Origin of the sequence: Brevundimonas sp. LPMIX5, assembly GCF_003576505.1 — a bacterium.
GTDB lineage: Bacteria > Pseudomonadota > Alphaproteobacteria > Caulobacterales > Caulobacteraceae > Brevundimonas > Brevundimonas naejangsanensis.
Genome location: NZ_QWTZ01000002.1, coordinates 689,286 through 711,008, shown reverse-complemented (window position 1 = coordinate 711,008; position 21,723 = coordinate 689,286). Strand labels below are relative to the sequence as shown.

Annotated in this window: 23 protein-coding genes; 16 read left to right on the top strand and 7 right to left on the bottom strand. The window is 67.6% G+C overall.

Annotation, left to right across the window (positions count from 1 at the left end):
- Positions 1-65: 65 nt before the first annotated feature.
- Positions 66-560, top strand: a complete 495-nt coding sequence (locus tag D1604_RS04525) for a CC0125/CC1285 family lipoprotein (RefSeq protein WP_119412341.1) — start codon at positions 66-68, stop codon at positions 558-560.
- A 3-nt stretch (positions 561-563) separates the two neighbouring features.
- Here the strand turns inward: D1604_RS04525 and D1604_RS04520 are convergent, their stop codons facing one another.
- The gene (locus tag D1604_RS04520) at positions 564-1,001 is read right to left on the bottom strand and encodes a DUF2214 family protein (RefSeq protein ID WP_233551860.1); all 438 of its coding nucleotides are present in this window, start codon (positions 999-1,001) and stop codon (positions 564-566) included.
- 43 nt (positions 1,002-1,044) lie between these two features.
- On the opposite strand from D1604_RS04520, the gene crcB reads away from it, so the two are divergent.
- The 6 genes from crcB to D1604_RS04490 all read left to right on the top strand — a co-directional run bounded on the left by crcB (position 1,045) and on the right by D1604_RS04490 (position 4,707).
- Positions 1,045-1,443 (top strand): fluoride efflux transporter CrcB, encoded by a 399-nt coding sequence (crcB, locus tag D1604_RS04515; protein WP_024353949.1) that lies wholly within the window; start codon positions 1,045-1,047, stop codon positions 1,441-1,443.
- Complete coding sequence (locus tag D1604_RS04510) at positions 1,440-2,435, top strand: RluA family pseudouridine synthase (protein ID WP_119412339.1); 996 nt, start codon at positions 1,440-1,442, stop codon at positions 2,433-2,435. The genes crcB and D1604_RS04510 overlap by 4 nt, the downstream gene beginning before the upstream one ends.
- Positions 2,432-3,106, top strand: a complete 675-nt coding sequence (locus D1604_RS04505) for an HAD-IA family hydrolase (protein ID WP_119412338.1) — start codon at positions 2,432-2,434, stop codon at positions 3,104-3,106. Before D1604_RS04510 ends, D1604_RS04505 begins: the two co-directional genes overlap by 4 nt.
- Before the next feature lie 11 nt (positions 3,107-3,117).
- Positions 3,118-3,879 carry an ATP12 family chaperone protein gene (locus D1604_RS04500; RefSeq protein WP_119412337.1) on the top strand — a complete coding sequence of 254 codons (762 nt, stop codon included), beginning with the start codon at positions 3,118-3,120 and terminating at the stop codon, positions 3,877-3,879.
- A 79-nt stretch (positions 3,880-3,958) separates the two neighbouring features.
- Positions 3,959-4,408 (top strand): hypothetical protein, encoded by a 450-nt coding sequence (locus D1604_RS04495; protein WP_119412336.1) that lies wholly within the window; start codon positions 3,959-3,961, stop codon positions 4,406-4,408.
- Positions 4,405-4,707, top strand: coding sequence for a winged helix-turn-helix domain-containing protein (locus D1604_RS04490; RefSeq protein WP_119412335.1), 303 nt, complete (start codon positions 4,405-4,407; stop codon positions 4,705-4,707). Before D1604_RS04495 ends, D1604_RS04490 begins: the two co-directional genes overlap by 4 nt.
- Here D1604_RS04490 and D1604_RS04485 read toward each other — a convergent pair.
- Positions 4,697-5,455 carry a pseudouridine synthase gene (locus D1604_RS04485; protein WP_119412334.1) on the bottom strand — a complete coding sequence of 253 codons (759 nt, stop codon included), beginning with the start codon at positions 5,453-5,455 and terminating at the stop codon, positions 4,697-4,699. The two genes, D1604_RS04490 and D1604_RS04485, sit on opposite strands and share 11 nt — an antisense overlap.
- A gap of 308 nt (positions 5,456-5,763) precedes the next feature.
- Between D1604_RS04485 and D1604_RS04480 the strand changes: the two genes are divergently transcribed.
- Positions 5,764-6,255, top strand: coding sequence for a hypothetical protein (locus D1604_RS04480; protein WP_233551859.1), 492 nt, complete (start codon positions 5,764-5,766; stop codon positions 6,253-6,255).
- On the opposite strand, the gene D1604_RS04475 is transcribed toward D1604_RS04480, so the two are convergent.
- Positions 6,252-6,887, bottom strand: a complete 636-nt coding sequence (locus D1604_RS04475; protein WP_119412333.1) for a DUF938 domain-containing protein — start codon at positions 6,885-6,887, stop codon at positions 6,252-6,254. The genes D1604_RS04480 and D1604_RS04475 overlap by 4 nt on opposite strands.
- Positions 6,888-7,096: 209 nt before the next feature.
- On the opposite strand from D1604_RS04475, the gene D1604_RS04470 reads away from it, so the two are divergent.
- Positions 7,097-8,944, top strand: coding sequence for a phosphoenolpyruvate carboxykinase (GTP) (locus tag D1604_RS04470; protein WP_119412332.1), 1,848 nt, complete (start codon positions 7,097-7,099; stop codon positions 8,942-8,944).
- A 52-nt stretch (positions 8,945-8,996) separates the two neighbouring features.
- Entirely contained in the window at positions 8,997-10,019 is a 1,023-nt protein-coding gene (locus tag D1604_RS04465) for an NAD(P)/FAD-dependent oxidoreductase (protein ID WP_233551857.1), read from the top strand.
- On the opposite strand, the gene D1604_RS04460 is transcribed toward D1604_RS04465, so the two are convergent.
- Complete coding sequence (locus D1604_RS04460; RefSeq protein WP_119412331.1) at positions 10,016-10,756, bottom strand: energy transducer TonB family protein; 741 nt, start codon at positions 10,754-10,756, stop codon at positions 10,016-10,018. The two genes, D1604_RS04465 and D1604_RS04460, sit on opposite strands and share 4 nt — an antisense overlap.
- Before the next feature lie 150 nt (positions 10,757-10,906).
- Here D1604_RS04460 and D1604_RS04455 point away from each other — a divergent pair, with 150 nt between their 5' ends.
- Together D1604_RS04455 and D1604_RS04450 are read left to right on the top strand one after the other, a co-directional pair.
- Positions 10,907-11,704 carry a transglycosylase SLT domain-containing protein gene (locus D1604_RS04455; RefSeq protein WP_119412330.1) on the top strand — a complete coding sequence of 266 codons (798 nt, stop codon included), beginning with the start codon at positions 10,907-10,909 and terminating at the stop codon, positions 11,702-11,704.
- 90 nt (positions 11,705-11,794) lie between these two features.
- Positions 11,795-12,934, top strand: coding sequence for a DUF2336 domain-containing protein (locus D1604_RS04450; protein ID WP_119412329.1), 1,140 nt, complete (start codon positions 11,795-11,797; stop codon positions 12,932-12,934).
- Positions 12,935-12,985: 51 nt separating this feature from the next.
- Here the strand turns inward: D1604_RS04450 and D1604_RS04445 are convergent, their stop codons facing one another.
- Genes D1604_RS04445 through D1604_RS04435 form a run of 3 tightly spaced genes read right to left on the bottom strand, consistent with a single transcriptional unit; the run spans position 12,986 to position 15,449 of the window.
- Entirely contained in the window at positions 12,986-13,462 is a 477-nt protein-coding gene (locus tag D1604_RS04445) for an Hpt domain-containing protein (protein WP_119412328.1), read from the bottom strand.
- A 60-nt stretch (positions 13,463-13,522) separates the two neighbouring features.
- Positions 13,523-14,302 (bottom strand): NAD kinase, encoded by a 780-nt coding sequence (locus tag D1604_RS04440; RefSeq protein WP_024353963.1) that lies wholly within the window; start codon positions 14,300-14,302, stop codon positions 13,523-13,525.
- 31 nt (positions 14,303-14,333) lie between these two features.
- On the bottom strand, positions 14,334-15,449 hold the full coding sequence (locus D1604_RS04435) for a DUF2336 domain-containing protein (protein WP_119412327.1): 1,116 nt from the start codon (positions 15,447-15,449) through the stop codon (positions 14,334-14,336).
- Between the two features lie 161 nt (positions 15,450-15,610).
- Between D1604_RS04435 and D1604_RS04430 the strand changes: the two genes are divergently transcribed.
- The 4 genes from D1604_RS04430 (at position 15,611) to D1604_RS04415 (ending at position 21,658) form a co-directional block, all read left to right on the top strand.
- Positions 15,611-16,381 carry a class II aldolase/adducin family protein gene (locus D1604_RS04430; protein WP_119412326.1) on the top strand — a complete coding sequence of 257 codons (771 nt, stop codon included), beginning with the start codon at positions 15,611-15,613 and terminating at the stop codon, positions 16,379-16,381.
- Complete coding sequence (locus D1604_RS04425; RefSeq protein WP_119412325.1) at positions 16,378-17,166, top strand: hypothetical protein; 789 nt, start codon at positions 16,378-16,380, stop codon at positions 17,164-17,166. Before D1604_RS04430 ends, D1604_RS04425 begins: the two co-directional genes overlap by 4 nt.
- 110 nt (positions 17,167-17,276) lie before the next feature.
- Positions 17,277-18,422: an efflux RND transporter periplasmic adaptor subunit gene (locus tag D1604_RS04420; protein ID WP_119412324.1), complete on the top strand. Its 1,146-nt coding sequence runs from the start codon at positions 17,277-17,279 to the stop codon at positions 18,420-18,422.
- Positions 18,422-21,658: an efflux RND transporter permease subunit gene (locus tag D1604_RS04415; RefSeq protein WP_035302854.1), complete on the top strand. Its 3,237-nt coding sequence runs from the start codon at positions 18,422-18,424 to the stop codon at positions 21,656-21,658. Before D1604_RS04420 ends, D1604_RS04415 begins: the two co-directional genes overlap by 1 nt.
- The last annotated feature ends 65 nt before the right edge of the window (positions 21,659-21,723 follow it).

Here is a 21,723-nt window from a genome sequence, read left to right as displayed (position 1 = left end):
TGTTCAGCTTCGCGGCGGAACAATCCGGCTCGCCCGCGCGCTGTTCGGGCGTGGGAGACACGCGCATGAAACGCCTTGCCATCGTCACGATCGCCGCCTCGGCCCTGGCCTTGACCGCCTGCGCCAGCCTGGCGCCCTATGGCCAGCAGATGGGAGCGAACGGGCAGGGCTATTCCGAACAACAGATCGAGCGCGACCGCTTCCGCGTGACTTACAAGGGCGTGGGCGCGCCCGGTCCGGTGGCGGACATGGCCCTGTTCCGCGCCGCCCAACTGACGGTCGAGCAGGGCTACGACTGGTTCGAGGTGACGCAGCGCTGGATCGATGGTCGTCCCGACAGCGCGGGCGGCGTGCGTCCCAGCGTGTCGGTGGGCGCCAGTTCCGGCCGTTACGGCGGATGGTCGACCTCGGGCGTCGGCGTGGGCCTCGGCTTCGACCTCAGCGGACCACAGCCGACCTCGACGACGCTGGAGGTCGTCATGGGCCGCGGCCAGCGCCCGGATCGCCGGGAAGCCTATGACGCGCGCGGGGTGCAGGACGCCATTCGTCCGCGCCTGTAAGGCCTAGAAGGGCCAGCGCGCCATCGCGGCCGCGAAGGCCAGCAGCGGGATCAGCAGCAGAATCTCCAGCCCGATAGCGCGCCGGGCGGCGGTCAGTTCGGCCTGTGGTGGAATATAGCCGGGGGCGGTCTTCCCTGCCTTGCGCCATTTCAGGATCAGCAACGTCGGCCGGATCGAGATCAGGCCGATCAGGGCGAAGGTCGCGATCTTGGCCCAGAAGAAGGGGTTGGCTTCATAGAAGGCCCAGCCCTTGCCGCCCATCACCCGCCCGACCCCGACCAGCACGATCAGCAGGGCCGTAACCCCATAGCCCGCGTCCAGTCCGGCTAGTCGCCTCGCCGGCGGTTCCGGCGTCCGCAGCAGCGCCAGCTCCGACGCCAGCATGACGATCAGGCCCAGGAACAGCAGGTGATGCAGGATGGCGAGGATAAGGTCGTGCATGGCGGCCTTCGCAAATGGGGTCGGAACAGTATATGCCGCCAGCATGACACGTTTCTTGCTGGTGGCGATCGGCGGCGGCCTGGGGGCGATGGCGCGCTATGGTCTGGGCCTGGCGGCAGGTCGCCTGGCGCCGGGCGCGGCCTGGCCGTGGGCGACGCTGACCGTCAATGTCGTGGGCGGCCTGATGATGGGACTGCTGGCCGGCTGGCTGGCGCTGAAGGCGGGGGCCGGACAGGAGAGCATTCGCCTGTTCGCCGCCGTCGGCGTGTTGGGCGGCTTCACGACCTTCTCCGCCTTCTCACTGGAAACGGCCCTGATGATCGAACGCCGTGAAATCGTCCCGGCTTTGGTTTATGCGGCGGGTTCGGTGGTTCTCGCCATCGCCGCCCTGTTCGTCGGCCTGATGATCGCGCGCAAACTGTTTACCGGAGTGGGCGCATGAGCCGCGAAGTCCAGACCCTCTATGTCGCCGAGGATGAAGACGACATCCGCCTGGATCGCTGGTTCAAGCGACGCTGGCCGCACCTGACCCACATCCAGGTCGAGAAGATGGCCCGCAGCGGCCAGATCCGCGTCGACGGTTCGCGCGTCAAGCCGCAGGATCGCCTGACCGCTGGCGCCGCTGTGCGCGTGCCGCCGCTGCCGGACGCCAATCCTCGCAAGCCCGGCGACCTGCATGAACTGACCGAGCGCGACATCGCCTACGCCAAGTCGCTGGTGCTTTATGAAGATCACATGGTCATCGCCCTGAACAAGCCGCACGGTCTGGCCGTGCAGGGCGGCACCAAGACGACCAAGCACGTCGATCGCCTGCTGTCGGCCTGGGGCGAGGGGATGGAGCGCCCGCGCCTGGTTCACCGTCTGGACCGCGACACCTCGGGCGTGCTGCTGCTGGGCAAGGGACCGGAAGCGGCCAAGCGTCTGGCGGGCGCCTTCGCTCGTCGTCAGGCGAAAAAGACTTACTGGGCCATCGTCATCGGCAACCCCAAGCCTTCGGCGGGCCAGATCGACATGGCTCTGAAGAAGACGGGCATCAACGACTTCGAGATGATGCGCCCGGCCGAGCCCAAAGACCCCAAGGGCGAACCGGCCGAAACGGCCTTCGCCACGATCAGCCGCGCCGCCCACCGCGCCGCCTGGATGGCGCTGCGCCCCTTTACCGGCCGGACGCACCAGTTGCGCGCCCACATGGCGGCCATCGGCCATCCCATCCTGGGCGATCCCAAATACGGCGACGACAGGTCGCGCGAACTGTCCGGCCCGCTGAAGCTGCAGCTTCACGCCCGCCGCATCGAACTCGACCATCCCGGCGGCGGCAAGCTGATCGTCGAGGCTCCGCTCAGCCCCGAGATGAGGGCCGGCTTCAACCACTTTGGCTTCTCCGAGGACGAGGCGGACGAGGATCCCTTCGAGGGCGTGCGGCGGATGCGATGAGGCCGCTCGCCGTTTTCGATATCGACGGCACGCTGGTCGACAGCCGGGCCTCCATCTATCGCGCGGCCTGCGAGGCGGCGCAGGTGCTGGGCCTGCCCGAGCCGGAATACGATCGGGTGCGCCGGATCGTGGGCCTCAGCCTGCATCACGCCCTGCATGTGCTTGAGCCGTCGCTGACGGACGCTGAACTGGCGGATTTCGTTGCTGCCTTTCAGGCCAGCTTTCGCGCCATGTATGAGGCGGGGCATGAGGAGCCGCTCTATCCCGGCGTGATGGACACGCTGCGGCGGTTGAAGCGCGATGGCTGGCGGCTGGCGCTGGCGACGGGTCAGAACCGGCGCGGGGTGGCTCGCAACCTGGCGCGGCCCGAGTGGAGCGACCTTTTCCTGTCCAGCCACTGCGCCGAGGACGGGCCGGGCAAGCCGGACCCGGCCATGCTGCGCGCCGCCATGACCGCCTGCGGCGCGGATACGGCCTCTACGACCATGATCGGCGACACCAGCCACGACATCACGATGGCCGTGGCGGCGGGGGTGCACCCGCTGGGCGTCGGCTGGGGCTTTCATACGATCGAGGAGCAGGCCGCGGCAGGCGCGCTGCACATCGCCGCTGATTTTCCTGACCTGGAGGCGGCGTTGGACCGGTTCGCCTCGACCAAGCTGTTCGCCTAGAAGCTGCCTCCATGACCCATATTCCCCCGCTGGACCCCAACGTCGCCGCCCAGAAGGGCTTTCGAGAATCCGAGGAGCGCATCAAGCGCTTCTGGAAGAGCGCCGGGGTCGAGGCCCGCGACGGCGGCTGGATCGTCCTGCTGGACGGTCGTGCGCCCAAGACGCCGGCCGGGAACGCCATCGTCCTGCCGACCGAGGCCGCCGCGCGGCTGGTGGCGGACGAATGGAACGCACAGGGCGAGCACCTGATGCCCGCCACCATGCCCGCCACCCGCCTGGCCTCGACCGCCATCGACCGGGTCAGCCAGACGCGCGGACCTGTGGCTGAAGAGATCGCGCGTTACGCCGGGTCGGACGTGCTCTGCTATCTGGCCGAGACGCCGTCGGGCCTGATCGAGCGCCAGCAGGCGGAGTGGGGCCCGTGGCGCGACTGGGCCGCGCGTGAGCTGGGCGTCGAACTGCATACGGTAGAGGGCATCATCCACCGCCCGCAGGCTCCGCAGGCTTTGGCGCGGGTCGAGGCGTTGGCGCTTGAGATGGACGACTTCGCCCTGACCGGGCTGGCGACGGCCGTGCCGCTGTTCGGGTCGGCAGTGCTGGGGCTGGCTGTGCAGCGCGGGGCGCTGGCGGGCGAGGCGGCGCTGGACCTGTCGCGTCTGGACGAAGCCTTTACTGAGGAGCGTTGGGGCGTGGACGAGGAGGCGGCTGCCCGCACCGCTGCTCACCGCGCCGAAGCCGCATTGCTGCAGCGGTGGTTTGAGGCGCTCAGATAACTTTCCGTTCTGGAAAGTTATGACTTAACGAAGTGGAAAGTCATCTTCATTTTCCGTTGTGGAAAGTAAGGGATGTCCCATGTCAGATACGCACGATGCGAAGGCCGCTCTGGAGCAGATACGCCAGACGCGCGAGCAGGCGCTCGGAAAGATGGAGTATTGGCCCTGGTGGTATGACGCCGGCTACGCCATGGCGTGCGGGCTTCTGGTGGCGGGACAGGGTTTTCCGACCATGATCGGCATGGCCTGCGTCGTGGCGGCGATCGCGATTCTGGTGACGATCATGCGGGTCTGGCAAGATCGCACAGGGGTCTGGGTGAACGGGTATTCTCCGCGTCGCGCCCGCTGGGCCGCCTTTGGCCTGGCGGCGATCCTGATGGGGTTGATGGGCGTCAGCATCTGGTTCGGGCGGATGCAGGGCGTCGTCTGGGTGCCGATCGCCAACGGTTTGGCGGCGGCGGTTCTGGGCGTCATCGGCATGAGGGTCTGGATGCGTCTGTACCGCATCGACGTGCGGAGCCTATCGTGAAGCCGCCGGTTTTCGATCCTGTGATCCATGCGGCGGGAAGGCTACAGATCTGCGCTATCCTGTCCGCCGCCGAAGCCGAGTTCGCAGTGGTGCGCGACGCCATTCAGGTGTCTGACTCCGTCCTGTCGAAACACGTGAAGACCCTGGAAGAAGCGGGCTATCTCGCCGTCCGCAAGGCGGCGCAGGGCGGGCGGCAGCGCACCTGGCTCAGCCTCACCAATGCCGGCAAGGCGGCATTCGCCTCCCACGTCGCCGAACTGAACCGCCTGGCGACCATGACGGCGCCGGTCAGCCCTTGATTAGCGCCGCGCGCTCGTCGGCCGTCAGCATCCGCCAGCGGCCCTCGGGCAGGTCGCCCAGCTTCACCGGGCCGATGCGGATGCGGTAGAGGTCGATGACCTCCAGCCCGACCAGTTCGCACATGCGGCGGATCTGGCGGTTGCGGCCTTCGCGCAGCAGGAAGCGCAGGCGCTGGGGCTCCATCTGGGTGACGCGGGCGGGCTTCAACTGGCGGCCGTCCAGCTCCAGCCCGTGGCGCAGTTTGGACAGCTTTGCTTCGGTCACGGCGCCGGCGACGCGGACCAGATATTCCTTGTCGAGGTCCGACTGCGGGCCGATCACCGCCTTGGCTACGACCCCGTCCGACGACAGCAGCAGCAGGCCGCGCGAATCCTCGTCCAGCCGCCCGACCGGGGGCAGGGAGGCGTCGCGGGCGGGCGTCTCGCCGTCGCCGACCCTATTGGCCGTGGTCAGCAGGCGCGCGGCGGGAATCTTGCCCGGCTCGGGCTGGCCCGAGACATAGCCGACCGGCTTGTGCAGCAGGATGGCGACGCCCGCCGCCAGCGCCGCCTCGCCCGTATCGTTGAGCGTCAGGGTCTGGCCCGGTTCGATCTTGCGGCCCGCGTCGCGCACCACCTCGCCGTCGATGCTGACCAGACCCTCGGCGATCAGCCCCTCGGCTTCGCGGCGCGAGCAGACGCCGGTCTGGCCCAGCCATTTGTTGATGCGGACGGGTTCTGCGCCGTCATAGGTGCGGACGAAGGCCATGAGCTGACTGAACTCTCTGCGATGCGATCGGCTGTGTAGGGCGGGGCTGCGCGTTCAGGCAAGGCCGGCTGCCGCGCGCCAGGGTTCAGATTTTTCACGCATTGGTTTCAGGTCACGTTTTCGTCGCCAAGTTGACCTTGAGCATCATAAGCCTATATCAGCAGTCACCCTGATGATTTTGATACGTTCGCTTCCGATCGATTCGGATCGCGACGTTTGCCGTGTCTGACCGAATTTCGACACGCAGGGCGCGACGGTTTTTAGGAACTGTCCGCGAATATTGATCGATAACCTTCGAAGGAGACGTTTTGTACGCTCAACGCAAGACCGCGACCGCCCCTCGTTCCCGCCAATACGGCAACCGCCCCGCGCCGACCCGCCTGCGCTTCGGCCTGATCATGCGCAAGGGCATGGATTTCGGCGAACTGGGCGACATGGAGACCGCCCTCCGCTTTGAAGGCGTGTCGCTGGCTCCGATCTCGACCGGCGAGGGCAGTCTGGTTTCGGGCGGGTTGACGGTTCTGGCCACGGCGACGGCCGATGACATCACCGGCGGCCGGGTCCAGGGCGTGGTGGTTCCCGGCGGCATGGCGGACGAGGCCGGACTGGTCCAGGTCAAGGCGCTGGTGAATCTGGCCAAGGCGCAAGGGCTGCCGGTTCTGGCGTTCGCCGACGGCGTGGCCCTGACGGCCGAAATCTTCGGCGAAGCGGCCGATGCGCCGGGCGCCGCCTTCCGCGACGGCAAGGTCGCCCTGCTGAACGACCGCGCCGAACTGACGGCCGTCGTCGCCGCCATCTAAACGCGGCGGAAGATCAGGCTCAGGTTGTTGGCGGGCATGGCTCGCCGCAGCGTCAGGGCTAGGCCATGCGACCGGGCGAGCGTCTCGACCTCGCCCCGGTCGCGCAGGCCCCATGCCGGGTCGCGCGCCTTCAGGCCGTCGTCAAAGGCCGCGTTGGAGGGGGCCAGCGGAACTTCCGCCTCGCGATAAGGGCCGTAGAGGTACAGCAGGCCGCCGGGGCGCATTAGCGACCGCTCGGCCAGCTGCATCAGGCCTTTGGCCGCCGTCCACGGGCTGATGTGGATCATGTTGATGCAGACGATGGCGTTCAGCGGCTCTGACGGCCAACTGGCGTCGTCCAGCATGTCGACGGCCTGTGCAGGGCGCAGGTTTGCGACGCCTGTATGCGTCCGCCACGCCTCGATGCTGGCGCGGGCCTGCGGGCTGGGGTCGCTGGGCGTCCAGTCCAGGCCGGGCAGGGCGGCGGCGAAGGCGACGGCGTGCTGACCCGATCCGGCGGCGATCTCCAGCACCCGGCCGCGAGCAGGCAGATGGGCGCGCAGAACGTCGAGTATGGCCGCGCTGTTGCGTTCGGCTGCCGGCGAAATCAGCGCATCAGGGGCGCCGGCCGATGTCGATACTGCAGAATCCATCGTCTTCACGCCGAAGGAGATAGCCCTTGGGGCGCGCTCTGACGATTTAATTGTGCGCGCGGGCGGTCTGGCCCGGATAACGGGGGAATGAAACGTGCAGCGGTTGACCTTATGTCCCGTCGGGTTCATTGCCCGCGTAACACAGCGTGATCAGCTTATTGCGTGACGGCGACGACAGATCGGCGCGCGCAGCTTCAGGAGAGCAAGACGTGACGCAATCGATTCCCGGACTCCTTCCGGCGCCGACCGAACACAAGGGCCTTGTCGCCTGGGTGGAGCAGATCGCCGCCCTGACCAAGCCGGACCGTGTTCACTGGTGCGACGGCTCGGACGCCGAGAAGTCGGCCATCGTGGCCGACCTGATCGCCAAGGGCACGCTGAAGGAACTGGATCAGGCCAAGCGCCCCGGCTGCTATTACGCCGCCTCGGACCCCAAGGACGTGGCCCGCGTCGAAAGCCGCACCTTCATCTGCTCGCAGGACGAAGCCGACGCCGGCCCGACCAACAACTGGTCCGACCCGGTTGAGATGCGCGCCCGTCTAGACGGCCTGTTCGACGGCTGCATGAAGGGCCGGACGATGTATGTCGTTCCGTTCTGCATGGGTCCGCTGGGCTCCAAGATCTCCGCCCTGGGCGTCGAGATCACCGACAGCGGCTATGTCGCCGTGTCGATGGGCGTCATGACCCGCATGGGCAAGGGCGCGCTGGACATGCTGGGCGCCGACGGCGTCTTCGTTCCCGCCGTTCACACGCTGGGCGCGCCGCTGGCCGAAGGTCAGGCGGATGTGGCCTGGCCCTGCAATGACGACAAGTGGATCGTCCACTTCCCCGAAACCCGCGAAATCTGGTCATACGGCTCGGGCTACGGCGGCAACGCCCTGCTGGGCAAGAAGTGCTACGCCTTGCGCATCGCCTCGATCATGGCCCGCGACGAGGGGTGGCTGGCCGAGCACATGCTGATCCTCAAGCTGACCAGCCCCGAAGGCGTGTCGAAGTATGTGGCCGCCGCCTTCCCGTCGGCCTGCGGCAAGACCAACCTGGCCATGCTGCAACCGGCGCTGGACGGCTGGAAGGCCGAGACGGTGGGCGACGACATCGCCTGGATGCGCTTTGGCGAAGACGGCCGCCTGTACGCCGTGAACCCGGAAGCGGGCTTCTTCGGCGTGGCGCCGGGCACCAGCCGCAACACGAACAAGAATGCGCTCGAAACCCTGACGCGCGACACCATCTTCACCAACGTCGCCCTGACTGCCGATGGCGACGTCTGGTGGGAAGGCCTGACCAAGGAAGCGCCGGAAGGCCTGACCAACTGGAAGGGTCAGCCGCACGATCCGGCATCGGGCGAGCCTGCGGCCCACCCGAACTCGCGCTTCGCCGTCTGGGCCGGTCAGTGCCCGTCGATCGCGCCTGAGTGGGAAGACCCTGCGGGCGTGCCGATCGACGCCATCCTGTTCGGCGGCCGTCGCGCCTCGGCCGTGCCGCTGGTGACGGAAGCCTATGACTGGGAGCACGGCGTCTTCATGGGCTCGACCGTGGCGTCGGAAGGCACGGCGGCGGCTGAGAACAAGGTCGGCGAACTGCGCCGCGACCCCTTCGCCATGCTGCCGTTCTGCGGCTACAACATGGGCGACTATTTCGGCCACTGGCTGTCGATGGCCCAGCGCACGACAGATGCGGCCAAGCTGCCGCGTCTCTACTTCGTCAACTGGTTCCGCAAGAACGAGGACGGCAAGTTCGTGTGGCCGGGCTTCGGCGATAACGCCCGCGTGCTGAAGTGGATCGTCGAGCGTCTGGAAGGTCAGGCCGAGGCCGTGGACACTCCAGTCGGCCGCGTGCCGTCCAAGGACGCGCTGGACCTGTCGGGCCTGACGCTGACCGACGCCGACTTGCAGATCCTGCTGGACGTCGACGCCGACGTGTGGACCGAGGAAGCTGCCCTGATCCCCGCCTTCTACGAGAAGTTCGGCGATCGCCTGCCCAAGGCCCTGTGGGGCCAGTACGCCGCCCTGACCAAGCGTCTTGAAGAGGCCCGCGCGGCCAAGCTGGCGGCTGAATAAAAGACCGACTTCAACGGTTGAAATCGGGGCGCGGGAGGTCGAAGGACATCCCGTGCCCCTTTTTAATTCTCCCGAACCTTCCTTCGACGCCGTGGCTATCGGCGCGGGCGCTCTTGGCCTGTGCGTGGCGGCGGAGTTGAGACGACGCGGACGCCGCGTGGCGGTGGTCGATCCTGGCGGCGTCAACGCCTCGGCCGTGGCGGCGGGTATGATCGCGCCCGCGATGGAATGCGCCATCGATGATCTATCGTCTGAGGCAGCCGGTGTGCTGAGGCGCGCGCGCGACTTGTGGCCCGCCTTCGCCGAAGCGACGGGCGTGCGGCTGTATGGCGAGTTGGCGGAATGGCGCGGCGGGAACGTCGCCGAACTGGCGTCGCGGATGAAGACGCTGGGCTTTGAGCATCACTATGACGCCGCATCGGCGCGCCTGACGACGCATGAGGATGCGAAGGTCGATCCGCCTCAGGCGCTTACGGCTCTGGCGCAGGGTGTGACGGTGGTCGCGGCGTGCGCGCAGGGCGCGGTGCGTGACGGGCAGGGCTGGCGGGTCGAGACGACGGTGGGCGCCTTACGCGCGGAGCATCTGATTCTGGCCACCGGCGCCGATCCGGCTCTGGACGGCCTGCCGCCCGAAGCGCGCGCAGCGGTCGCCTGCATCACCCCCATTCGCGGTCAGATCGGTCTGGTGCAGGAGAAACTGGTCGACCACGTGATGCGCGGGCCGGGCGCCTATGTCGCGCCGATGGGCGAGGGCAGCGTGATCGGGGCGACGATGGAGCCGGGCGAGCGGTCCTTGATCCCCGACGCCGCGCGCTGTGAAGCCATGCTGGCGGCGGCATGGAAGGCGTTGGGGCAGGCGCCGCGCACGCTGACGATCGACTGGCGCGCAGGGGTGCGGGGGACAACGCCGGACGGCCTGCCGATGGCGGGGCAGATTGCGCCGGGCCTGCATGTCGCGCTGGGGCCGCGCCGCAACGGCTGGTTGCTGGGGCCTCTGATCGGGGCCGTTGTCGCCGATGCGACAGAGGGCCGGCCCGTCGCCGAGCCGGCCCTCCATCCTTCGCGGTTCCTTTAGTCCGTCGGCGGGGTGAAGCGGATCGCCATGGTGACGCGGGCGCCGTCGACCGCTTGGCCGTCCACGGTGCGCGGGCTGAGGCGGAAGTAGCGGCTCAGGCTGAGCGCCGCCCGGCCGAAGCCCTGATTGCCCGGCGTCTCAGAGGTGACCGAACAGCCGGTCAGGCCGCCGTCCACCCGCACCAGGCAGGACAGTTCCGCCACCCCGCCGATGCCGCGCGCTTCGGCAGCGGACGGATAGGCGCGCATCAACTGATCCGCCGTCGGTTTGCGCACCCAGTCCGGCTGGGTGATGACGGGGGCGGGCTTGGGCGGTTCGGGCGTGACCGCCGTGCCGGTCGAAGGTTCGGCTGCCGGCGCCGTGATGTTGATGGCTGGCCCGGCGTCATGGCTGACGACGGGGGCGACCGGGACCTCCAGGGGCGCGACATCGCTGGGCGTGACCTGCGTCGGCCGGTGGATCGGCGGCGTCGGCGCGGGCGAGGCCTGGGGCGGCGTCTGGGGCTTGGGCGGCAAGGGCGGCCGGATCAGATCGACGATCGTGGGCGGCGGCTCCGTCGGCGCGGGCGGAGCGTCGGCCAGTTCAAACCGTTGCTGATACAGCCAGACTCCGGCGCCCACGTGGACCAGGGCCGAGGCGCCGATCATCGCCCACATCAAGGGGGACAGCGGCTTCCGGCGTTGTTGGAAGTCGAGGGGGCTGACCACGCCGTGGCCCCCGGCGATACGCATCATCATGACTTACGCGCCTCCTGTCGCGGGCCCTCCCCAGCGCCCCACGGAACGAAGTTCGCGCTTTGCTTGCGGCCTTATTGTGGCGCTTCGAATTGTTAACGGCGACGCTGCTGCGTTAAGGTTTGGTTTACCTAGGTTAGCGACCGTTCACACATGACCGTGAAAGCGATTCCATCATCCGGCGGCGTGGAGGCGGCCATTCGGCGCGCCTCGACCTCGACCGGCGTGGACTTCGACTTTCTGATGAAGACCGCGCGCCGTGAAAGCGCGATGAACCCCAATGCGCGGGCGCCGACGTCTTCGGCCTCGGGCCTGTTCCAGTTCATCGAGCAGACCTGGCTGGGCACGGTGAAGCGGCATGGCGCCAAGCATGGCTACGGCCAGTATGCGGACCTGATCTATCAAGGCGGCGACGGGCGCTGGCAGGTGCGGGGCTCGGCCCGCAATGTGGTGCTGGACCTGCGCTTCGATCCACAGGCGGCCTCGACCATGGCGGGCGAACTGACGGCCTCCAACGCCGCCTATCTGCGTGGGCGCACGGGGCGCGAGCCGAACGGAGGCGAGCTTTACGCCGCGCATTTCCTCGGCCCGGCGGGCGCGGCCAAGCTGATGGAGGCCATGCAGATGCGGCCCCAGTCCAGCGCCGCGGCCCTGTTCCCGGAAGCCGCCTCGGCCAACCGCTCGATTTTCTACCGCAACGGGCGGGCCGTATCGGTGGCCGAGGTGCACGCCAATCTGCAGCGCACGGCGGGCGAGGTCGCGCCTGCCGCAGGCGTCGGCGCCGTCAAGGCTGGACCCGAACTGGGCGACAAGGAGCGCGCGCTGGCCGCGCGACTGGATCGTCTGAAGCAGGATCAAGGCCTGTTGGCCCTGCTGCTGGGGCAGGACGGACAGGGGACGGGCGGAGGCTTCGGCGGCGCCTATGGACCGCCGCCGGACAGGTCGGTCTGAAGACCTTTGTTCGGCCGTTATTCCTAACGGGGCCTTAACTATGTAACGCTATGGGTGACGATTGATTCTTCGCCGCCCTGAGCTTCATCCATGACCGCCTACCGGGCCCGCCTGACGGAAAGCGACATCCGGCGCCTGATCAAGTCCGACGTTGAGGACGATCGGGCGGCGGCGGCGCACAAGCTGTTGCGCAGCATCGACCGCATGACGCTGGACGAGGCCGAACGGGCGGCGGCGCAGAAGATTCTCACAGTGCTGGCCGTCGATGCGGCTGAACTGGTGCGCCGCGCCCTGGCTGTGACGCTGAAGGCCTCAAGCCTGATGCCGCGCGATGTGGCGCGCCGCCTGGCGGCCGATGTGGACAGCGTGGCCCTGCCGGTCATCAACTGCTCGCCTGTCTTTTCCGACGACGATCTGATCGAGATCGTCCGCGCCGGTTGCGCGCTGCGTCAGGCCGCTGTGGCCTCGCGTCCGCAGGTGCCGCGCGATGTGGCGACCGTTCTGGCCGCCGAGGGGCGGCAGGAGGCGGTGCTGGCCCTGGCCGCCAATGATAACGCCGACCTGTCCGAAGACGCGCTCGGCGTGGTGGTCGATCGTTTCGGCCATGCGTCCGATGTCGTGTCGGCTCTGGCCTATCGCCAGGTTCTGCCGCTGTCGGTGACTGAGCGCCTGGTGGGGTTGGCCGCAGATGCGGCGCGCGAGCATCTGATCACCCAGCACGCCCTGGCGCCGGAGACCGCCATTCAGTTCGCCGATTTTGCGCGCGAACGGGCGACCGTCGATCTGATTGATCAGGCGCGGACGGCGACGGACCTGCCTGCCTTCGTCGCACGCCTGTATGGACGCAAGGCGCTGACGCCGTCCCTGCTGCTGAGGGCGCTGGCGCGCGGGCAGATGAGCTTGCTGGAGCACGCCCTGGCCGAACTGGCCGGGACGCCGCATCACCGCGCCTGGCTGATGGTGCACGATGCGGGGCCATTGGGGTTCAAGGCTCTGTATGACCGGGCAGGGATGCCGCCGCGTCTGTTCCAGGCGTTTCGCGCGGGCGTGGACACCTGGCGCGCGCTTCAGGCCGAGGGAGGCGACACCTCGGGCGAGCGGTTCCGCCAGCGGATGCTCGAGCGCTTCCTCAGCCAGCGTCCCGACGCCGCCCGCGAAGATCTGGCCTATCTGATGGAGCGGCTGGATCGTCCGGCGCCCGAGATGCAGGCAGCAGCCGGCGCGGCATAGAAAAAGGGGCGTCCGACCGAACGCCCCTTCATTATCTACGAAACTAAGGCCTCAGCCGAGATGCTCGGCCACGCGTGCTTCCAGCGTCTCGGCCAGATCGCGCCCCACCGCGTGTTCGTCGGTTTGGATTTCGTCGCGCACCACAGCTTTGATGGCGTCGATATGGGCGTCCACGAGGGGCAGGGGCGCCTGCATCCGCTTGTCGACGTCGTCCAGTATCCGGCACAGGGACCCGGCGATGCGTGTCACCAGCGGATATTGATAGGTCGCGCCGAGGCCCTTGAGGTCATGGGCGCGGAAATACAGAGCCTCGGCCGTTTCGGCCGTATAGCCCTTGGCGCGGATGTCGGCCTGGGCCTGATCCAGCTTGGTCAGTTCGTCCTGAAGCCACTGACCGAACTGGGCCGACATGGCTTTCAGCGCCTCTTCCGCCTTGGCGATGGCGTTGGCGTCGATGCCGCCGAAACCGCCGCCCACCTTGGCGCGCAGGGCGTTGGGCGGACGAAAGACGTTGGACGAATTGCTCACGGGCGGACTCCTGAACTGTAAAATCCAATGTGCCCGGAGAGTTCTAAAAAATCATGACGCTCAGGAAGAGAACTGCTCAGCCATAACACGCTCTTCATAGGAGCGGCCCGCGTCGAACAGCATGGTCAGGGTGATGTCGCGGCGTTCGCGCACCTCCACCTGTGTGACGCGCCGGACCTCGAAGTTGTCGGCGGTGGCGCTGACGGGGCGTTTGTCGGCCTCCAGCACCTCGAAGCGGACGCGGGCCGTATGCGACAGCAGCGCGCCGCGCCAGCGCCGGGGGCGGAAGGCGCTGATCGGGGTCAAGGCCAGGCTGGGCGCATCCAGAGGGATGATCGGGCCGTGTGCTGACAGATTATAGGCGGTCGACCCGGCCGGCGTCGCCACGAGGCAGCCGTCGCAGGTCAATTCTTCAAGGCGCACCTTGTCGTTGATGCTGATGCGCAGCTTTGCGCTCTGGCGCGTCTGGCGCAGCAGGGAGACCTCATTGATCGCCAGGCCGCTGTGGACCTGACCGCTCTCGGTCCAGGCGTCCATCTGCAGGGGATGCAACATGGTGCGGTCGGCCTGGACCAAGCGATCCAGCAGGTCGTCTTCCTCATAATCGTTCATCAGGAAGCCGACCGAGCCGCGATTCATCCCGTAAACCGGCGTCTGTAATCGCAGATTGTTGTGCAGGGTTTCCAGCATGAAGCCGTCGCCGCCCAGGGCCACGATCACCTCTGCCTCGGTTATGGGGACGGATCCATAGCGTTCCGTTAGCCGCAGGCGCGCTTCTTCGGCCTCGGGCCGGTCGCTGGCTAGGAAGGTGACGGCGGTGGGGCGGAAAGGCTGGCTCACCAGCCTAGGCAAGCGGAGCCGGGGCCGCCTGTCAAACGGGATGACCGTCCTCGGGCGCCATCAGCAACTGGAATTCAGAGGCCGCCTGGGCCGCCGAACGATGCGCCAGACGCCAGTCGCCGTCGTCAGGATCATGCGGAAAGCCGTTATTCATGCGCCGCACCTCGCTCAGGACCGCCGGGAAGGCCGCGCGATCCAGTCCCGCAGCGCTGCAGGCCAGCAACAACGGGCGGGTGGTGTCGGCCCGCAGGGCGCGTCGCACCTGATCCAGGTCCAGCCGGGCCAGGCGGCTCAGGGCATGGATGAAGACCTCCAGCCGGTCTTCACGCAGGGCGCGGATCAGGGTGGCGGGGCGAAGCTGGTCTGAGGCCTGAAGCTTGGCTGTCAGGCGGGCGGCGGCCACATCGGCGGGCGCGGTTTCCTGTGCAACGGCCTGCGCCGCCTCGGTCAGCCGCGCTGGATCGAGGGTGAAGCGTTCCGTGATGGCCTGGCGCAGGGCCTCGCCCACCCATTGATACAGGCGCGCGCCCAGTTCCGGCGTCATCTGCGGGTGGCGGGCCAGCGGCGCGCGCAGGGCGGCCAGTTCCCGCGACCGGCTGACCAGTCGGCTCATGCTTTCCACACACAACGCCGCCGTGCGGTTCGAGGCGAGGGCCGTCAGCACAGTCGGGTCGTCGGCCCTGATTATGGCGCGAGCGACGGCGGCGCCGAGGCCGGGTCTCAGGGCGACCTGGATGCGATGATCTAGCGACGCCTCGGCCAGCAGGGTCAAAAGGTCGTCGTCCTGCAGCAGGGGGCTGCCGGCGATAACCGGGCGGGCGATTTCTATGGCGTCGGCCGCCAGCATCCGCACCAGGGCGACCGGCGCCCAATCCACATCCGCCAGTCGCTCCGAGAGGGCCTGACGGATATCCGCCTCAACCACGCGGACCAGGGCGATGAAGGCGTCGCCGAGCGCCTGGGGCGCGCGATCACGCCCTCCGGTCGAGCGATACAGGTCCGCCACGCCGGTCAGCAGGCCGTGCTGACGCTCCGGCGGTTGTCCTTTCGCCAGGTCGACCAGTTGTTCAAGGCTGTCCAAAGGCAGGGGGGCGGGCGTGGCGCCGTGCGTCTGCGGTCCGTTGCGAGTCACATTGGTGGGTTCCACGTCGCCCTCGCGGAAAAACTGCCTGCCCCTGAGGCGAAAGGCACCTTGAAGAGGGGCTGTGAAAACAGGGTTAACGAAGTCTTGGGAAAGCGGGGCCTTGCGTCTTGACGCCGACGCCTGCCGGGGGGACGTTCACCTGAACGCTGATCAGGGGAGTGATCATGGCGGATGGAATGAGCGGGGCGCCCTCGCTGAAGGGGCGGGTTTCAGAAGACGAGTGGCGCACGCGCGTCGAACTGGCGGCCCTGTATCGGCTGGCGGCGCTGCACGGGTGGGACGACATGATCTTCACCCATATCTCGGCCCGTGTTCCGGGGCCGGAAACGCATTTTCTGATCAATCCCTACGGCTGGTATTTCGATGAAATTACAGCCTCTTGCCTGGTGAAGGTCGATCTGGACGGCAACATTGTTCAAGAGACTGACAGCTTCATCAATCCGGCGGGTTTCACCATCCACTCGGCGGTCCATGCGGCGCGCGAGGACGCGCATTTCGTCATCCACCTGCACACGGTGAACGGCGTCGGGGTGGCGGCCCAGAAGGACGGCCTGCTGCCCATCAGCCAGAACGCCTGCCTGTTGCAGCATCAGGTGGCCTACCACGGCTATGAAGGCCTGGCGCTGAACCATGACGAGCGCGAGCGTCTGGTCGCGGACCTGGGCGACAGGTCGCTGATGCTGCTGCGCAATCACGGCACGATGGCGGTCGGAAATACGGCGGCGCAGGCCTGGGTCGGCATCTTCTTTCTGGAACGCGCCTGCGCCCAGCAGGTCGCCGCCCTTTCGGCGGGGCGCGACAATGTCCTGATCGCTCCGGATGCGGCTCAGGCTGAGACCAAGGAGCAGGGGCGCGGCATCGGCTTTGTCTCGTCCCTGGCCTGGCCCGGCGCCCTGCGTCAGCTCCATCGAAAATCGCCCGGCTACGACGCGTGAGGCTGCTGGGGGGCGGATTGAGGCGCGGCCCGATCGGCCTTCTGGTCGGTCTGGCGTGGCTTGCAGTCGGCTGCCCCGCCCATGCGGGCGCCTGGAACCTGCCGAAGGGACAGGGGCAGGCGATCGTCAAATATGAGACCATCCGCGCGGATCAGGCCTTTTCGCCCGACGGAGAGCGGGTTGACCTGTCGCACGACCGCCTCGACCGCGCTCTTTCCATCTTCGCCGAACATGGACTGGACGACCGTTTCACCCTGCAGATGAAGAGCGAATGGCAGGAGGGGCGCGACGCCTTCGTCGACTATCAGGGGCGCGGCCCGATTGAGATCGGCGTGCGCTGGCAGGCCTATCGCGATACGCGCAACGCTGCGGCCCTCTATGTCGGCTATGCTCATGGCGGCGAGGGGCGTAACGCCGGCTATGCGCCGCCTGGAGCCGGCGATCATGACTGGGAGGCGCGCGTGATGGCCGGGCGCGGCCTGGGAGCCGACGGGCAGGGCGGCTTTATCGAGGCGCAGGCGGCGAGGCTCTGGCGCGCGGGCCTCAACGACGAGACGCGGCTGGACCTGACGGCAGGCCTATATCTCGCGCCGGACTGGCTGCTGTTGGGTCAGGCCTATGCCGGAGCGGCGGACGACGGCGGGCCCCGCTGGCTGACGTTGGAAAGCTCGGTCGTGCGGCGACTCGGCGACTGGAGCCTGCAGGCCGGTTGGCGAACGGCGGTCGCAGGCCGTGAAACTCCTGCGGGACAGGGGCCCGTAATCGGAATCTGGCGGCGCTTTTAAAGCGAATTTCCGCGACGGAATCAGAGAGTAGTCTCGTTACAGATACGTTATTTGCGTAACGGCGATGACCCGTTAAGCGATAACGCTTGTTGTCGGGGAGACTGCGTCGCGTGTTCAAACGCCACTTTTTCATTATCGGCGCGGCCTGTCTGTTGGGGCTGATGGTCGTCGCAGCGGTCTTCAAGATCGCCTTCAGCGACGGCGGCGCAGGCGATGGCAAGGGTCCGCGCGGGCCCGGCGCCGGACGGGGCCAGGTGGTCGCCGAGGTGGTGGCCCAACGCCGTGAGTTTGCCGATCAGATCCGCGTTCTGGGCGTGGCGCGGGGGCGCCGCTCGGTCAACATCACCTCCAATACGACCCAGTTGGTGACCCAGGTCATGTTCGCCGATGGGCAGGCCGTGGCGGCGGGCACGCCCCTGGTCGAACTGCAGGCGCGTGAGGAAGATGCGGACCTGATCCGCACCCGCGCCCAACTGGAGAACGCCCAGCGCGAGTATGACCGCTATCGCATCCTCGCCGAGCGCGGCGTGGCGCCGCGCGTCATGGCCGAGACGGCGGAAACCGCCCTGAAGACGGCGCAGGCCGGCGTGGCGGCGGCTGAGTCCCGTCGCGGCGACCGCATCCTGCGCGCGCCCTTCGCCGGGGTGCTGGGGCTGACCTCGGTGACTCCGGGGACCCTGATCTCGCCGGGTTCTGTCATCACCACTCTGGACGACATCAGCGGCGTGCGCGTCGATTTCCCGCTGCCGGAGCGCTATCTGGGCGTGCTGCCGGTGGGCGCGCCGCTGACGGCGACGACGGACGCCTTCCCCGGAGAAGAGTTCAACGGCCGCATCGCCCTGCTGGACACGCGCGTCAACGAACAGACCCGCGCGATCATCGCCCGCGCTGAATTCCCCAATCCCGGCAACCGCATCCGCCCCGGCATGATGATGCGCGTCGCCGTTCATCAGGGCCGCCGCCAGAGCCTGGCCGTGCCCGAGGCCGCCGTTCAGTACGAAGGGCAGGGCGCCTTCGTCTATCGCATCGCGCGCGGCGAGACGGGCGCAACCGCCCAGCGTGTCGAGGTCCAGACGGGCGCCGTCGAGGGCGGCTATGTCGAGATTGTTTCGGGGCTGGCCAACAACGACCACATCGTCGCCTCGGGCCTGAACCGCATTCAGCCCGGCGCTCCTGTCAGCGTCGAGGGTGAAGCCGCCCAACGGCGCGCTCCGACCAAGGGCGGCGCTCGCACGACGCAGGCGGCCCGCCCATGATGCTGTCCGATGTTTCGGTCCGGCGCCCCGTCTTTGCGGCGGTGGCGGCGATCGTCCTGTGCGTCATCGGCCTGGCGGCCTTCTTCTTCCTGCCGGTGCGCGAACTGCCGGACGTTGACCCGCCGATTGTCTCGGTCAGCACCAGCTACGCCGGCGCCTCGGCTGAGGTGATCGAGAGCCGGATCACCGAGCCGATCGAACAGCAGATCGCCGGGATTCAGGGCGTCAAACGCATCAATTCGACCAGTCGCGACGGCCGGTCCAACGTCAACATCGAGTTTTCGCTGGATCGCAATATCGACGACGCCGCCAACGACGTGCGTGATCGCATCTCGCGCGTGCTGGGCCGTCTGCCGGATCAGGCGGATCCGCCCGAAGTGGCCAAGGCCGATTCCGACAGCCAGCCCATCCTGATCATGTTCCTGCGGTCCACCACGATGGACCGTCTGGAACTGACCGACTACGCCCGTCGCTATCTGGTGGACCGCTTCGCCACCGTGCCTGGCGTGGCCCAGGTCAATATCTTCGGCGAGCAGCGCTACGCTATGCGCATCTGGCTGGACGCGGGGGCGATGGCGGCGCGCGGTCTGACCGTCACCGACGTCGAGACCGCCCTCAACAATCAGAACGTCGAACTGCCTGCGGGCTCGCTGGAGTCGGCGCAGAAGGACTATACCGTCCGCGTGGCGCGCAACTACGCCGATCCGGCGGATTTCGCTCAACTGCCGATCGGCACGCGCGGCTCGGCCTCGACCGCCACGGGGGCGCAAGCGTCCGGCACCTTGGGCGCAGCGTCGGCGGCCATGACCAATGGCGTCACCGGCGCCCTGATCGGCAACGCCGCCTATGTCACCCGTCTGGGCGACATCGCCCGGATCGAGGAAGCCCCGGCTGAGGCGCGGCGCCTGTTCCGCGGCAATGGGCTGGACCAGATCGGTCTGGCCGTCACCCGCCAGGCCCAGTCCAACGACCTGGAAATCTCCAAGGGGGCCCGCGCCCTGATGGAGGAGATGCGCCACAGCCTGCCGCCCGGCACGACGCTGGAAGTCGGTTCCGACAACTCGGTCTTCACCTCCCACGCCATTGACGAAGTGTGGGTGACCATCGGCATCTCGATGGCTCTGGTGGCCCTGGTCAACTTCATCTTCCTGGGCAGTCTGCGGGCGGCGATCATTCCGTCGGTGGTGGCTCCGATCTGCCTCCTTGCGACCTTCATCGTCCTGGCGCCGCTTGGTTTCTCGCTGAACTTGCTGACCCTGCTGGCCCTGGTGCTGGCGATCGGCCTGGTTGTCGACGACGCCATCGTCGTGGTCGAGAATATTCAGCGCCGTCTGGATCACGGCGAGCCGCCGCTGGTCGCGGCCGAGCGCGGAGCGCGTCAGGTCTTCTTCGCCGTCGTAGCTACGACCGTCGTGCTGTTGTCGGTGTTCGCGCCGCTGCTGTTCCTGCCGGGCTATGTCGGGCGTTTGTTCGTCGAACTGGCGGCCGCTATTGCTGCGGCCGTGGCTTTCTCGGCCTTCCTGGCGCTGAGCCTGTCGCCGATGCTGGCGTCGAAGATTCTGAAGCCGGCGCATACCGGCGGCTGGGTCGCTCGGCGCGTGGATGCAGGCATGGACGCGCTGAAGCGGTCCTACGCCGCGTCTTTGGACGCCCTGCTTGGCCGCCGTGTCGCGGTCGGGGGCGTGGCCGCCCTGATCGTCCTGGTGGCGGCGGGGGCGACCGGCATCTTCCTGCATCTGCCTAATGAACTGGTGCCGAACGAGGACCGGGGCCGCGTGACCCTGCGCATCGCCGGGCCGGAAGGCACGGGCTTTGATTACACGCGCGAGATCATGCTGGGGCTGGAACCGATCCTGGCCGAGTATCGCCAGAACGGCGAGGCGGCTAACTTCATGATCTCGTCGCCGGGCTTCGGCGGTTCGGGCTTCAGTTCGGGCAGCGCGGTCCTGAATCTGGCCGATTGGTCCGAGCGCGATCGTTCGGCGGATCAGATCGCCCAGGAGTTGAACGCCAAGCTGCGCAATCAGACCGGCGCTCAGGTCAACGCCTCGACGCCGGGCGCCTTCCAACGCGGCGGCGGCAACTCCAACTCGATCGAGATGATCGTCACTGGCGCTGAATACAGCGCCATCTACAACTGGCTGCAGCCCATCCTGGCGGCGGCGCAGGAGAACCCAGGCTTCTCGCGCCCGCGTTTGAACTATGAACCGAACGCGCCGCGCCTGCTGGTCGACGTCGATCCGCAGAAGGCGGCGGCGCTAGGCGTGTCGTCACAGCAGATCGGCCGCACGCTGGAGACCATGTTCGGTTCGCGCCGCGCCACGACCTACATCAAGGGCGGCCAGGAATATGACGTCATCCTGCAGACCGACCGCGACAGCCGCCGCGAGGTTTCGGACCTCGAGGCGCTGTATGTCTCGACCGGCACGGCGCAGCTTGTGCCGCTGTCGGCGGTGGTCACGACCAAGACCTCGGGCGACACGCCTGATCGTCGCCGTCTGGATCGCCAGCGCGCCATCACCCTGCAGGCCGACCTGAACCCCGGCACGACCATCGATGACGCTGTTCAGTTCCTCATGAACGAGGCCGCCAAGCAGCCGCAGGGCGTAACCAACATCCGCTGGGGCGGCGCCGCCCGCGACCAGCAGGAGGCGGGCAGCGCTGTGGGCTGGGCCTTCGCTCTGGCCCTGCTGCTGGTCTTCCTGGTGCTGGCGGCCCAGTTCGAGAGCTGGATCACCCCGGCGGTCATCATGCTGACGGTGCCTCTGGCGGCGGCGGGCGGCCTGTTCGGCCTGCTGATGGCGGGCTCCAGCCTGAACATCTACAGCCAGATCGGCCTGATCATCCTGATCGGCGTCGCAGCCAAGAACGGCATTCTGATCGTCGAGTTCGCCAACCAGCTGCGCGATCAGGGGCGAACCATCCGCGAGGCCATCATCGAGTCCTCCAGCTTGCGTCTGCGCCCGATCATCATGACCTCGATCGCCACCGCCTTCGGCGCCTTGCCGCTGGTGCTGTGGCAAGGAGCAGGGGCGGGCAGCCGTCAGACCATCGGCGTGGTGATCTTCACCGGCGCCATGTTCGCCACGGTGCTGACCCTGTTCGTGGTGCCGGTGATCTATGGCGTGCTGGCGCGCTTCACCAAGTCGCCGGAATACACCGCCCGCAAGATCGAGGAATGGGAGGCGCAGGAGAAGCGCGAGGGCCTCGAGCCGGACATGAGCCCGGCGGAATAGGACGCTCTGGTCTTCGAAAATGATAAGGGCGGCGGACCATATGGTCCGCCGCCCTTTTTGCTTAT